This is a genomic window from Nocardioides sp. NPDC101246, assembly GCF_044767415.1.
Classification (GTDB): Bacteria; Actinomycetota; Actinomycetes; order Propionibacteriales; family Nocardioidaceae; genus Nocardioides.
In genome coordinates, this window is the sequence record NZ_JBIWNX010000005.1 from 379,120 (window position 1) to 392,656 (window position 13,537).

12 protein-coding genes are annotated in these 13,537 nt (G+C 72.5%); 8 read left to right on the forward strand and 4 right to left on the reverse strand.

Features of this window, described 5'->3' with window-relative positions; genetic code table 11:
• The first annotated feature begins 11 nt into the window (after positions 1–11).
• From ACIRON_RS11915 to ACIRON_RS11930, 4 genes are read left to right on the forward strand one after another with little or no spacing between them, the layout of a single operon-like run.
• Entirely contained in the window at positions 12–1,343 is a 1,332-nt protein-coding gene (locus ACIRON_RS11915; RefSeq protein ID WP_402992508.1) for an amino acid deaminase, read from the forward strand.
• 20 nt (positions 1,344–1,363) lie between these two features.
• Positions 1,364–2,974, forward strand: coding sequence for an amidohydrolase family protein (locus ACIRON_RS11920; RefSeq protein WP_402992509.1), 1,611 nt, complete (start codon positions 1,364–1,366; stop codon positions 2,972–2,974).
• A complete protein-coding gene (locus ACIRON_RS11925; RefSeq protein WP_402992510.1) occupies positions 2,971–3,609 on the forward strand; it encodes a bifunctional 4-hydroxy-2-oxoglutarate aldolase/2-dehydro-3-deoxy-phosphogluconate aldolase in 639 nt (212 codons plus the stop codon). The genes ACIRON_RS11920 and ACIRON_RS11925 overlap by 4 nt, the downstream gene beginning before the upstream one ends.
• Positions 3,610–3,643: 34 nt before the next feature.
• Entirely contained in the window at positions 3,644–5,038 is a 1,395-nt protein-coding gene (locus tag ACIRON_RS11930; protein WP_402992511.1) for a GntP family permease, read from the forward strand.
• 16 nt (positions 5,039–5,054) lie between these two features.
• Here ACIRON_RS11930 and ACIRON_RS11935 read toward each other — a convergent pair whose 3' ends face one another.
• From ACIRON_RS11935 to ACIRON_RS11945, 3 genes are read right to left on the reverse strand one after another with little or no spacing between them, the layout of a single operon-like run.
• Positions 5,055–5,597 carry an HIT domain-containing protein gene (locus ACIRON_RS11935; RefSeq protein ID WP_091041199.1) on the reverse strand — a complete coding sequence of 181 codons (543 nt, stop codon included), beginning with the start codon at positions 5,595–5,597 and terminating at the stop codon, positions 5,055–5,057.
• Between the two features lie 54 nt (positions 5,598–5,651).
• Positions 5,652–7,535: an FtsX-like permease family protein gene (locus tag ACIRON_RS11940; RefSeq protein WP_402992512.1), complete on the reverse strand. Its 1,884-nt coding sequence runs from the start codon at positions 7,533–7,535 to the stop codon at positions 5,652–5,654.
• Positions 7,532–8,302: an ABC transporter ATP-binding protein gene (locus ACIRON_RS11945; protein WP_402992513.1), complete on the reverse strand. Its 771-nt coding sequence runs from the start codon at positions 8,300–8,302 to the stop codon at positions 7,532–7,534. Before ACIRON_RS11945 ends, ACIRON_RS11940 begins: the two co-directional genes overlap by 4 nt.
• 109 nt (positions 8,303–8,411) lie before the next feature.
• Here ACIRON_RS11945 and ACIRON_RS11950 point away from each other — a divergent pair, with 109 nt between their 5' ends.
• From ACIRON_RS11950 to ACIRON_RS11965, 4 genes are all read left to right on the forward strand, one after another.
• Positions 8,412–9,686, forward strand: a complete 1,275-nt coding sequence (locus tag ACIRON_RS11950) for a sensor histidine kinase (RefSeq protein ID WP_402992514.1) — start codon at positions 8,412–8,414, stop codon at positions 9,684–9,686.
• Positions 9,665–10,330: a response regulator gene (locus ACIRON_RS11955; protein ID WP_402992515.1), complete on the forward strand. Its 666-nt coding sequence runs from the start codon at positions 9,665–9,667 to the stop codon at positions 10,328–10,330. The genes ACIRON_RS11950 and ACIRON_RS11955 overlap by 22 nt, the downstream gene beginning before the upstream one ends.
• Positions 10,331–10,378: 48 nt before the next feature.
• Entirely contained in the window at positions 10,379–10,774 is a 396-nt protein-coding gene (locus tag ACIRON_RS11960; protein ID WP_402992516.1) for a hypothetical protein, read from the forward strand.
• Between the two features lie 223 nt (positions 10,775–10,997).
• Positions 10,998–12,440, forward strand: a complete 1,443-nt coding sequence (locus ACIRON_RS11965) for a hypothetical protein (RefSeq protein WP_402992517.1) — start codon at positions 10,998–11,000, stop codon at positions 12,438–12,440.
• Positions 12,441–12,457: 17 nt separating this feature from the next.
• On the opposite strand, the gene ACIRON_RS11970 is transcribed toward ACIRON_RS11965, so the two are convergent.
• Positions 12,458–13,510 carry a M36 family metallopeptidase gene (locus tag ACIRON_RS11970; protein WP_402992518.1) on the reverse strand — a complete coding sequence of 351 codons (1,053 nt, stop codon included), beginning with the start codon at positions 13,508–13,510 and terminating at the stop codon, positions 12,458–12,460.
• Between the last annotated feature and the right edge of the window lie 27 nt (positions 13,511–13,537).

The window sequence follows — 13,537 nt, forward strand, 5'->3', positions numbered from 1 at the left end:
AAGGACGGGCCATGGATCACCCGGCAGCCCACATCGACACGACGGCCGTCGCGGCACTGCGCGGGGAGCGGGTCGACTGGCGTCACAAGGCGATCCCACCCGCGCTGTGGGGACGTACGGTCGCCGAGGTGCTCGCGGAGGCGCCGCGGCTCTCGCAGCTGCCCACGCCGGTGCTCTCCCTCTCGCGGGTCGCGATGAGTCACAACCGTGACGTGCTGGCCGCCTGGTGCGCGGAGCGCGGCATCGCCCTGGCTCCGCACGGCAAGACGACGATGGCTCCGCAGCTGTGGGCCGAGCAGCTCGCCGCCGGCGCCTGGGCGATCACCGTGGCGAACCTCCCCCAGCTCGCCGTCGCCCGCGCCTTCGGGCTCTCCCGGGTGATCGTGGCCAACGCGATCGTCTCGCCGCTCACGCTGCGCTGGATCTCCGACCAGATCACCGAGGACCCCGGTCTGGAGGTGCTGGTGTGGGCCGACTCGCCACGCACGGTGGCCCTGATGCACGACGCGCTCGCGGCCCATGCCGCCGAGGTCGGGCCCCGACGTCCGCTGGCCGTCCTGGTCGAGCGCGGAGCCGCGGGCGGCCGCACCGGCGCCCGGGACGAGGCGACCGCCGTCGCCGTCGCCGAGGCGATCGCCGCCTCACCCCACCTCGAGCTCGCCGGCGTCACCGGCTACGAGGGCGCCCTCGCCCACACCACCGACGCGGCCGCGCTCGGCGTCGTCCATGCGTACGTCGACAGCCTCGTCTCCCTGCACCGGCGGATCTCCGGCCTGCTGCCCGCCGGCCGGACGCCGGTGGTCAGCGCCGGTGGCAGCGCCTACTTCGAGCAGGTGGCCGACGCGCTCGCGCCGCTGGTGGCCGACGACGAGGCCCGCGTGGTGCTGCGCAGCGGCGCCTACATCACCCACGACGACGGCTTCTACCGCGACATCTCGCCCCTCGGCCGCGCCCCGCGCACCACCGGCCCCGGCCTGCGCAGCGCGCTCCACGGCTGGGTGCGGATCTCCTCACAGCCGGAGCCGGGTCTCGCGCTGTTCGACGCGGGCAAGCGTGACCTGCCCTTCGACGAGGGCCTGCCCGAGGCCCAGCTGCTGCGGGCGCGGACGACCGGCTCCCCCGCGACCCCGCTCACCGGGGTCACGGTGACCGCACTCAACGACCAGCACGGCTTCCTCCGCTGGGACCCCGCCACCGAGGCACCCGTCCTGATCGGCGACGAGCTCCGTCTCGGGCTCTCGCACCCGTGCACCGCCTTCGACAAGTGGAGCCTCGTCCCGGTCCTCGACGACGCCGACGCCGACGACCCGCTCGTCGTCGACCTCGTGCGGACCTGGTTCTGAGAGACCCACGAGGAGTCACCATGACCGACCTGCTCATCCGCGACGCGACCGTCATCGACGGCAGCGGGGCCCCGGCGTTCCACGCCCACGTCAGCATCGACGCCGGGCGCATCACGGGCATCCACACCGATGCTCAGGCACCGGCCGCGCGGCGCACCGTCGATGCCGCCGGGCGGGCGCTGACCCCGGGGTTCATCGACATGCACGCGCACTCGGACCTGCAGATCCTGGTCAACCCCGACCACACCGCCAAGGTGAGCCAGGGCGTCACCCTCGAGGTCGTCGGCCAGGACGGCCTCTCCTTCGCACCCGCCGACCCGGCCACGCGCGCCCACCTGCGCCGCCAGATCGCGGGGTGGAACGGCGAGCCCGACGACTTCGACTTCGACTGGGACACCGTCGCCGGCTACCTGGACCGGCTCGACCGCGGGATCGCGTGCAACGCGGCGTACCTCGTTCCGCAGGGAACCCTGCGGCTCATGGTCGTCGGTCCGGACAACCGGCCGGCGACCGCCGCCGAGATCACCGAGATGGCGCGGCTGCTCCGGGTCGGTCTCGAGGAGGGTGCGGTGGGGATGAGCAGCGGCCTGACCTACCCGCCGAGCATGTTCGCCGACGACGAGGAGCTGGCCACCCTGTGCCGGGTCGTCGCCGAGGCGGGCGGCTACTACAGCCCGCACCACCGGTCCTACGGGGCCGGTGCGCTGGAGGCGTACGCCGAGATGATCGCCGTGTCCCGGGCCTCCGGGTGCGCCCTCCACCTCACCCACGCGACGATGAACTTCGAGCCCAACCGCGGGCGGGCCGGCGAGCTCGTCGAGATCATCGACGCGGCCCTGGCCGACGGCGTCGACATCACCCTCGACACCTACCCCTACCTCCCCGGCGCCACCACGCTCAGCGCCGTGCTGCCCAGCTGGTCGACGTCGGGCGGCCCCGATGCCCTGCTCGCGCGGATCGCGGACCCCGGCGACAGCGCCCGGATCGCGCACGAGCTCGACCACGTCGGCACCGACGGCTGCCACGGCTGCGTGACCGACTGGCGCACGATCCAGATCAGCGGCGTACGCAACCCGGAGCTGTCCGGCCACGTCGGCCGCACCGTCGCCGAGATCGCCGAGGAGACCGGACAGGTCGCCACGGACGTCTTCTTCGACCTGCTGGTCCGCGACCGGCTGGCCACCACGATCCTCCAGCACGTCGGCCACGAGGAGAACGTGCAGACGATCATGCGGCACCGCACCCACTGCGGCGGCAGCGACGCGATCCTCGTCGGCGATCGCCCGCACCCGCGCGCGTGGGGCACCTTCCCCCGCTACCTCGCCCGCTACGTACGCGACCTCGGGGTCCTCGACCTGGTCGACTGCGTCCACCACCTCACCGGCCGCCCGGCGGCCAGGCTCGGGCTGCACGAGCGTGGCCTGGTCCGGGAGGGGTACGCCGCCGACCTGGTGCTCCTCGACCCCGACACCGTCCAGGACACCGCCACGTTCGAGCAGCCGCGCCAGCAGGCTCGCGGCATCGACTGGGTGCTGGTCAACGGCACCGCCGTCATCGAGGACGGCCACCGCACCGACGCACTGCCCGGACGGGCGCTGCGCCGCACCGACGAAGGGACCCGACCCCGATGACCACTCCCGTGATCGAGACGCTCCGGGCCGACCAGGCGCTCGTCGTCGTACGCGCCTCGCGGATCGAGGATCCCGTCGCGCTGTGCCACGCGCTGGCCGCCGGGGGCATCCGGACGGTCGAGCTGACCTACACGACACCGGGTCTGACCGACCTGCTCGCCGACGTCGCTGCTCGCGCTGACGACGACATCGTCGTCGGCGCCGGGACGGTGGTCACCGCCGACCAGGCCCGCTCCGCCCTCGCGGCCGGCGCCCGGTTCCTGGTGACACCGGGACTGCCGCCCGAGGCCGCGGAGATCGTCGCCGCGGGTCACGCCGCCGGTGCTGCCGTCGTCCTCGGCGCGCTCACCCCGACCGAGGTGCTCGCCGCGACCGCGCTCGGCGCCGACGCGGTCAAGATCTTCCCGGCGCGGGCCGTCGGCCCCCGCTACTTCTCCGACCTGCGTGGACCGTTCCCCGAGGTCGCCCTGATCCCTTCCGGCGGAGTCGACGACGACAACGCCGCGGAGTTCCTGCGGGCCGGCGCCATCGCCGTGACCGCCGGGACGTCGGTGGTCCAGCCAGCCGACGTCGACGAGGCCAGGTGGGAGCAGATCACCACCAACGCCGCCCGGTTCCGCGCAGCTCTGCGCTGAGACCATCCCCCACCCTGACACGGGAGAACCAACCATGCATTGGCTCCAGACAAGCACGACCGGCCTGCTGCTGCTCTGCGCCGCGGCGATCGCCGTGCTCCTCCTCTTGATCATCAAGGTCAAGCTCGAACCCTTCATCGCGCTCTTCATCAGCGGCATCGGGCTCGCCGTCGCCGCGGGCCTGTCCGTCGAGCAGATGGTGGGCTCCGCTCTCTCCGCGAAGGAGTCGCTCATCGAGACCGGCTTCGGCGGCGTACTCGGCCACATCGCGCTCATCATCGGTCTCGGCACCGTGCTGGGGTCGCTGCTCGAGCGCTCCGGCGGCGCCGACGTGCTCGCCTCGAAGCTGATCGGCCTCTTCGGCGAGCGCGGCACCCCGGTCGCCATGGGCCTGGTCGGCCTGATCTTCGGCATCCCGGTCTTCTTCGACATCGGCATCTTCGTGCTCGCGCCGCTGGTCTACGTCGCCGCGCACCGTGGTGGTCGCTCCCTCGTCCTCTACGCCCTCCCCGTCCTGGCGGGTCTGTCGATGACCCATGCGTTCCTGCCGCCTCACCCCGGCCCGACGGCCCTGGGCGGTCTTCTCGGCGTCGACCTCGGCTGGCTGATCATCATGGGCCTGCTGTGCGGCCTGCCCGCGTTCGCCGCCGCCGGGATCCTCTTCCCGATGTGGATCGCACCGCGCGTCCAGGTCTCGGTGCCCGACGAGTTCCTGGTCGCCGAGACCGAGGCGGAGCAGGACCAGGCCAGGACGCACGCGGCTCCGGTCTCGCTCGCTCTCGTCCTCGGGGTCATCGCGGTGCCGCTGGTCCTGATCCTCGGCGCGACCTTCGGCACGATGCTGCTCGACCCGGGCCGGCTGCTGAATGTGCTCACCTTCCTCGGCAACCCGGCGATCGCGCTCACGATCGCCGTGCTCCTGGCCTTCTGGCTGCTCGGCCTGCGGCGCGGGATGAGCCTCGAGGAGATCTCCGAGTTCACCGGCGCCTCGCTGCGGCCGGTGGGCATGATCCTGCTCGTCGTCGGCGCCGGCGCCTTCTTCGGCGCGGTGATCTCCGCGACCGGCGTGGGCGCCGCGCTCGCCGAGGTGCTCTCCGACGCCGGCCTGCCGATCCTGCTGCTGGCCTACGTCATCTCCTGCGCGCTGCGGATCGCCCAGGGATCCGCGACCGTGGCGATCGTGACCACCGGCGGGATCATCGCGCCGACCCTCGGCACCGGCTACTCGCAGCCCGAGCTCGCCGTGATCGCCGTCGCGATCGCCGCCGGCTCGATCATCCTCAGCCACGTCAACGACGGCGGCTTCTGGATCGTGTCGCGCTACTTCAACATGAGCGTGAAGCAGACGCTGGCGACCTGGACCGTCCTGGAGACGGTGCTCTCGATCGTCGGGTTCGCGGCCGCGGCCGTCGCCTGGGCGATCGTCTGAGGCAGCCGGCCTGCTGCTAGGCCGACGCCCACGCCTGTGCGAGCAGGGCGCGGGTGTCGGTCAGCAGCTGCGGCAGGGTCTTGGTGCGGCCGATGATCGGCATGAAGTTCTGGTCGCCGACCCAGCGGGGCACGATGTGCTGGTGGAGGTGGGCGGCGATGCCGGCACCACCGGCGGTGCCCTGGTTCATCCCGATGTTGAAGCCCTCGGCCCGAGAGACGTCGGCGAGGGTGCGTACGGCCTGCTTGGTCAGCACCGCCATCTCGGCGGCCTCCTCGTCGGTGGTCTCGACGTAGCCGGCGATGTGACGGTAGGGGCACACCATCATGTGGCCCGGGGCGTACGGATAGAGGTTGAGCACCACGAAGCAGGTCTCACCGCGGTGGACGACCAGCCCCTCGGCGTCCTCCAGCGTCGGCACCCGGCAGAAGGGGCACTTCGTCTCCGAGGGGTCGGTGGGCTTGTTCTCGCCGCGGATGTAGGCCATCCGGTAGGGGGTCCACAGCCGCTCCAGACCGTCGCCCTCGCCGATGCCGTCCTGGGTGAGTACGCCGTCCATCTCCGTCACGCGGCAAACACTACTTAACTCCTCACAGACCCATTCAGGACAGGCTCATTCGGCCGCTTCCCCGCCCCGCAGCGCGTACGCCCCGGCGACGGCGGCGGCGAGCAGCACCACCAGGCAGGCTGCGGTGATCCCGGACAGGGCCTGCCAGGGGAACGTCAGCGGCGCCTCGGGCACGTCGCGCACCACCGCCTGCCGCATCAGCCAGCCGGTGAATCCGGTGACCGCGCCGCCGACCAGCAGAGCGCCGGCGCCGGTGAACGCCGTCTCCCAGAGCGCGGTGCGGCGCACCTGTGCCGGGGTGGCACCGACGAGCCGGGCGGTGGCGGTCTGGCGGCGTCGCTGGCTCGCCCCGATCAGGACCGCGTTGACGGCGGCGATCGCGGCGTAGACCCCGGCCGGGCCCAGCATCACCCACAGCACGACCGTGTTCATCTCGCGCGCCTCGGCCGAGACCGCGCCGATCCACTCCTCGCCGGTGCTCACCTCGGCCCCGGTGTCCCGGATCGACCGTGCGGTCCCGGCGAGGTCCGCGCCGGCGTCGGTGCGTACGAAGACCGTTCCGGTGTCGCGGGCGACCCGGCCGATCCGCGGCAGGTCCTCGGGCACGATGACGTCGCTCCACAGGTTCGGGGCGTCGGGGACGACGGCGACCAGGCGCACCTTGACGGTCCGGCCGTCGACGCGCATCCGGCGGGTCTGGCCGACGCGGCCACCGAGGTCGGTGACGTAGGAGGCGGTGACCGCCATCGCCCGTCCGTGCAGGTCGGCCAGGCTCCCCTGCGTCGCCTGCAGGCTCCGCGTGGCGGCCGCGTCGGCGACGTCGACCACCTCGACATCCTCCGGCCCGCCCCCGAACCCGACCTGCGCCGTGCGGCGTACGTCGCCGACTCGCACCCCTGGCACGTCCTGGATCCGCTCGGGCCGCTCCGCCGGCTCGACGACCAGCTCCGACCTGAGCGCGGCCCGGTCGGCACCCTCGCTCCAGTCCGCGGTCGCGCCGACCGCGAGCACCATCGAGCCGGCCACCGCCATGATGGCCACCACCGGCGCCGCCACCGCGGCGGTCATCCGACTGCTGGTGCGGGCGAGATCGCGGGCCAGGTGGGCCGCCGGGTCCCGACGCGCCACCGTGGCACCGGCGTAGGCCGCGAGCTCGGTGTAGAGCAGACCGCCCACCGCGTTGGCGCCGATCACAGCGACGATCGGCAGGAACATGCCCACGAGCAGGGCGAACAGCAGCGGCATCTCGGGAGCGAGCACCGCGGTCGCGACCAGCGCACCGCCCGCGGTGAGCGCGACCAGCCCCTGGATCACCGTGGGCCGTCGGCGCTCGAGGACCGCCTCGCGGAGCGCCTCGACCGGCTGCGTACGTCCCGCCCGGGCGCCCGCACGCCAGGCCCCGACCAGGGCGACGCCGACACCGCAACAGGCGGCGATCGCCCACCCGGTGCCCTGGCTCGGCATCGCGAGCAGGACCGGAGTGACACCGGCCTGATGCAGGATGCGCAGCACCGGCACCGTCACCGCGGTGCCGAGCAGGCAGCCGGCGACCGTGCCGAGGGCCGCGACGGCGAGCGCCTCGCCGAGGAGCAGGGTCCGCACCTGGCGCGGGGTGGCCCCCAGCAGACGGAGCAGGCCGAGCTCGCGGCGCCGGGTGGCCACCACGAACCCGAAGGTCGAGGAGACCACGAAGAGCGCCAGGAAGAGCGAGATGCCGGCCATGATGCCGAACAGCGACCCGAGGTCGTCGATCTGCGTCCGGGTCTGCTGGTCCAGCCCGTCGGTGGCGGTGCCGAGCGCTCCCAGCATGTTGGTGGCGAGGGTGATCAGGGCGATGCCGCCGGCGAGGGCGACAGCGGCGCCGGCGTACGGAGGCCAGGACTGGCGCAGGCTCTTCAGGCTGTGCACCGTCAACGCGACGATGCTCACAGCACGGGCTCCAGCACGGGCTCCAGCTCGGCCATGCGGGCGCCGATCCGGGCCGGGTCGCTGCGCTCCATCTGCCCCACGACCCGGCCGTCGGCGAGGAACAGCACGCTGTCGGCGTACGAGGCGGCGAGCGGGTCGTGGGTGACCATCACGACCGTCTGTGCCACCCCGTGGGTCACCGGCGCGTCGACGAGGTTCCGCAGCAGCTCGAGCACGTCGCGCCCAGCGTGGCGGTCCAGGGCACCGGTGGGCTCGTCGGCGAAGAGCACCGCGGGCCGGGCGTGCAGCGCACGCGCGATGGCCACGCGCTGCTGCTGGCCACCGGAGAGCTCCGGCGGCCGCCTCCTGGCGAGCCCGTGCAGACCGACCTGATCGAGCGCCCCGATCACCTCGGCGCGATCCGGACGCCGGCCGGCGAGACGGGCGGGGAGGGCGACGTTGTCGTAGGCGGTGAGAGCGTCGAGCAGGTTGTACTGCTGGAACACGAAGCCCATCATCTCGCGTCGCAGCCTCGTCAGGGTCGTCCGGTTCAGGCCGGCGAGGTCGGCGCCGGCGACCCGGACGCGGCCCCGGGTGGGCCGGTCGAGGCCGGCCGCGATCTGCATCAGCGTGGACTTGCCCGATCCCGACGGCCCCATGATCGCGGTGAACGTACCGGAGGCGAAGGCGTGACTCACGCCCCGCAGGGCGTCGACCTTGCCGGAGCGGGACCGGTAGGTGCGGGTGACGTCGTCGAGGACGACGGCGGGCGGGGTGGTGGCGGTCATGGTTCCAGCAAACGCGTCCTCCGCGGCGTACACCCGGGCGCGGACGCCACTGTGGGGTAGCGCGTGCGCTACCCCGCCATCGGGCGCCGAGTGCCTAGGCTCGAGAGTCATGAGACCACCACCCGACGTCTGGGCCGCGCTGCGCTCCTCCCCCTGGCGGCTGCTCGCCTCCAGCTGGCCCTGGCGCGCTCTGGCCTACCTGGCCTCGGGCGCTCTGATCGGTCTCGTCGTCGCCTTCCTGCTGTTCGTGCTGGTCGGCGTCGGGCTGCTCACCCTGGTCCTCCTGGTCGGGGTGCTGGTCCTCGCCGGGATCCCGCTGCTGGCGGCGTTCGTCGCCGACATGGAGCGGGTACGCCTCCGGCTGGTTCTCCCCGAGGCACGACCGGGGCCGGCCGAGCGGCCGGAGCCGATCGCCTGGAACGACCGGCTCCGGGCTCTGCGCCGGCTGCGGATCTCCGGGCCCGAGGTCGGCTACACCGTGCTGGTCGGCACGGTGCTGTGGGTGGTCGACGCCGTCGCGATCAACCTGATCATCACCATCCCTGGTGTCCTGGTGCTCGCCCCGGTCCTGGTCCGGCTCGATGCTCCCGTCGCGTTCGGTCCCTGGCAGCTCACCACTCCCACGGAGGCCTGGATCGCCGTGGTCCCGGGGCTGGTGCTGCTGATCGCCGGCCTCTACGCCGCCACCCTCCTCGCCGCAGCCCAGGCCAGCCTGGCCCGGCTCCTGCTCGAACCGGCCCAGACCCGGACGGCCGCGGCCGTCGCCGAGCTGCGCCGCTCGCGCGTCGACCTCGTCGACGCCTTCGAGACCGAGCGCAGCCGGATCGAGCGCGACCTCCACGACGGTGCGCAGCAGCGGCTGGTCGCGCTGACCATGACCCTCGGCCTCGCCGAGCTGGAGGTGCCCGAGGGTGCCGGGCTCGACCTCGTCCGGCAGGCCCACGCCCAGGCCGAGACGGCGCTGGCCGAGCTTCGCGCCACCGTCCGCGGGATCCATCCGCGGGTGCTGGTCGACCACGGGCTCACCGCTGCCGTCCGCGAGCTCGCCGACGCCTCCGGGATCCCGGTCTCGGTCGACCTGCGGGTCGAGCGCCGGCTGCCGGCGCCGGTCGAGGCCGCGGCGTACTTCCTTGTCGCCGAGGCACTCACCAACGCGGTCCGCCATGCCGGTGCCCGTTCCGCCCGCGTCGAGGGGCACGTCGCCGGTGACCGGCTGGAGGTCGGCGTACGCGATGATGGCGCCGGTGGCGCCGCCGTGCGTCCCGGAGGCGGGCTGGCCGGCCTGGCCACCCGGCTGGCCGCCCTGGACGGCCACCTCGAGGTCACCAGCCCACCTGGCGGACCGACGGAAGTGAGGATGACGTGCCCGACCGTGCTCCCCTGAGGATCGTCCTGGCCGAGGACGCCGCGCTGCTGCGCGAGGGCCTCCTCGCCATCCTCGAGCGGGCCGGCCACGAGGTCATCGCCGCGGTCGGCGACGCGGACGCCCTGCTCGCCTTCACCGACCACACCCGCCCCGACGTCGTCATCACCGACATCCGGATGCCGCCGACCCACACCGACGAAGGGCTGCGTGCCGCCGCCGAGCTCCGCCGGCGGCACCGCGACCTTGCCGTCCTGGTGCTCTCGGCCTACGTCGCCGACGCCTACCTCGCCGAGCTCCTCGACACCACCGGTGGCGGCGGCATCGGCTACCTGCTCAAGGACCGGGTCGGCCACGTCCGGGACTTCCTCGACAGCCTGGACCGGGTCGCCGGCGGCGAAACGGTCGTCGACCCCCAGGTCGTACGCGGCCTCCTCAGCCGGCACCAACCGGACGGTCCGCTCGACGTGCTCTCGGAGCGCGAGCGCGAGGTCCTGGGCCTGATGGCCGAGGGCCGCACCAACGGCAGCATCGCCACCACCCTCTTCGTCTCCGAGGCCGCCGTGCGCAAGCATGTCGGCAACATCTTCGCCAAGCTCCGGCTCGACCCGACCACCGACCGCCGGGTCTCCGCCGTCCTCGCCTACCTGCGCGAGACCTTGTGAAATGAATCTGACAGCAGTCTGTAAGCCTCGCGCATCACGATGAGGGGCATGAGGATCAAACGACACGTCAGATCGACGCGGATCGGCGTCGCGTTGGCCGGAACAGTGATGGCCATCGCAACGTCGATCTCGCTCACCCCCGCCCCCGCGAACGCCATGTACGTCGACACCGCCTCGTGCCCGACCCTTGACGGCTGGGTGCGCGAGCAGAAGTGGGACAGCCAGCGGCAGGCTTGGCGTGACCACCACAAGTTCTACAACTACGGCTACTACAACTTCTCGAACGAGTACGGCACGCGCAGGATCGTCAACTGCCAGACCGGCAACGCGATGGCCTACCTCTGCTACGGCTACAACGGCACGAACTGCACGGTGCCGATCTACGTTCATTTCACCTGGGAAGGCTCGATCACGCCGTTCAACTCGATCAAGCTGGCGCCCTGATCTGGATCGGTCCGGGATCCGAGGCAGTGCTTGAACAGCGGTCATAGAGTGACAACACCCCACAACACTGCGCGCACGCGGCTCCGCCGTGGCTTCATCGAGACGTTCCCAGCGTGGCTTTGTGACTACTTCCGTCAGTGACCGAACCTCTGCGTCGGCTCCCACGAGGCCCGGCGGCAACGGCGCACGCGACTCCCGGGGAGGGTGGGCGAACCTCGCCGTCGTGCTCGCCGCCCTGATGGCGACGGCGGCGTGGCTGCCCTTTCTCCACCGACCGCTCACCGCCGACGAGAGCGGGTTCCTGCTGGTCGCCCAGCAGTGGAGGCCCGGCCACTCGTTGTACGGCGACTACTGGGTCGACCGGCCGCCGCTGCTGATCTGGCTGTTCGCCCTCGCCGACCACCTCGGGGCCGTCCACGTCACCGCCGCGGGAGCCGCCACCGCCCCCGGGCTCAAGCTGATCGGCGCCGTGGCCAGCGGGACGTCGGTGGCGCTGGCAGGGCTCCTGGCCGCCCTGGTGTCCCCGGGCCACCGCACGGCGAGAGTTGCGACCGTCCTGGTGGCCGCGGCGTTGCTGTCGAGCCCGCTCCTCGGGATGCCCGGGGTCGACGGTGAACTGCTCGCGCTGCCCTTCGTCCTCCTCGGCCTGGTGTGCGCGGTCACGGCGATGCGCGGCACCTGGGGATGGCGGACCGTCGCGCTCGCCGGCGGCGCGGGCGCCTGCGGCATGGCTGCCGCGCTGGTGAAGCAGAACGTCATCGACGTCTTCGTGTTCACGCTCGTCCTCGTGGCGGTCTCCCACCGGCAGGTGCCGCGGTCGTGGGGACGGATCGGGGCGGTCGTGGCGGGCGCCGTGCTGCTGCTCGGTACGGCCCTCGCCGCGGCGTGGGCGCGGGGCACGTCGGCACCGGGGCTGTGGGGCGCTGTCGTCACTTTCCGGGCCCACGCCTCGGAGATGATCGACTCCTCCGCCTCCGCCGCGACGGCCGAACGGGGCGCCCTGCTCGCCGCGGCGTTCTTGGGAAGCGGTGCAGCCGTCGTGCTCGTGACGGCCGCCGCCGTGGTCCTGGTCCGCAGGACGCCCCTGACCTGGCCGGCGATCGCCGTGACCGGGTGGGAGGTTTTCGCTATCGGCATGGGTGGCAGCTATTGGCTGCACTACCTGATCGGCCTCGTCCCCGGCCTGGTGCTGCTGGTGGCCATCGCCCGGCCCGGTCCGCGAGCCGGGTGGGCGCTGAGATGTGCCGTGGTCTACGCGGTCGCATCCGCGGTCGCCGTGTGGGCGTTCCACGTCGTCATCCCTCCCCCGGTCTCACCCGAGGTCGAGGTTTCGGCTTACGTGCGCGAGCACGCGCACCCGTCCGACGGGCTCGTCGTCGGTTTCGGCGATCCCCAGATCATCGCCGCCAGCGGTCTGACCAGCCCTTACGAGAACCTGTGGAGCCTCCCGGTGCGGGTCCGCGACCCGCACCTGGCCGGCTTGCGCAGTGTCATGTCCGGGGGTTCGGCACCGCAGTGGATCGTCGTCGATGGCGACAGTCTCGACTCCTGGGGGCTCGAGGCCGAGGACGCCCAGCAGTACCTCCTGCGCCACTACGTGGAGCGGGCGAGGTACGACAACTGGCACGTCTGGCAGCGCCGGGACCCCGAGCGGTCGGGGCGATGAAGATCAGGCGACGAGGATCAGAAGGTGATCCCCCGCGCGGCGAACCGGTCGCGGACCAGGTCGGCGGCCGCCTGGCCGTCGCGAGCAGCCGCCGCGGCGTACGTCTCGGCGGCCGCGGCCTGGAAGCTGGTGTCGGGGGCGTAGGAGAACTGGGAGTAGATCAGCGTGGTGTCCCAGTCGCGGGTGGAGAGGCCCAGGGCCTGGTAGCCCTCGCGGATCTCCCACAGCGCCTGGCTCCAGATCTGGCCGTCGTAGTGCACCTGGTTGCGGCGGTCCTCGAGGGTCAGGTCGAGGTGGAAGCTGCGGATGCAGTGCGGGGCGTCGGTGTAGGAGGTCGAGTCCCAGTCCATCGGGCAGGAAGGGTCGGCGGCGACCGGCCAGCCGAACTCCGAGGCGGCGTCGAGCCCGACGGTGACGGCGAGATAGTCGCCGAACGACTCCCCGATCGCACCCGCGTCCAGGCTGCTGCCATAGCCGGGCACCTGGCTGGCGTGGACGGCGTGGCCGTACTCGTGGACGATCACCTCGGCGTCCTCGGCGTCGTCGACACCGCCCTTGCCCAGCCGGATCCGGTAGGGCTTGTCGGTCTGGTAGGAGTTGTCGCCGCCGTACTGGTTGATCTTGACCGAGAACGGCTCGTTCAGGACACCGGGGAGCGTCTCTCCGAAGCCGAGGGTGTGCAGGTAGGTCTGCGCCCGGGTGACCCAGAAGTAGCCCATGACCTGCTCGAACTGGTCCTGGTGGCGGTCGTAGGAGAAGCTGTTGGTGGTCGAGCGCGCGGGGGTGCCGGTGCTCGACTCGACGACCGCGTAGTCGCCGCGGAGGTAGCCCGAGCCGTCCAGGTGGGTGAGCGGAACCTGGGCATAGGCGCTGTCCGGGACGGCGCTCGCGGCGTCCTTCTGGTCGGTCAGGCCCTGGTCGTTGCTGGACTGGACCGGGTTCACCATGAAGACGCGGGCGGTGCCCTCGGAGGAGCCGCTGCCCGGGGCCGCGGTGGCCTGGCTGAGCGGGACGGCGAGCCCGGCGGTGGCCGCCAGGCCGGCGGTGACGGCGATCGAGAGTCTGCGCATGTGGGGCATGGTCTTCTCCTGGGATGA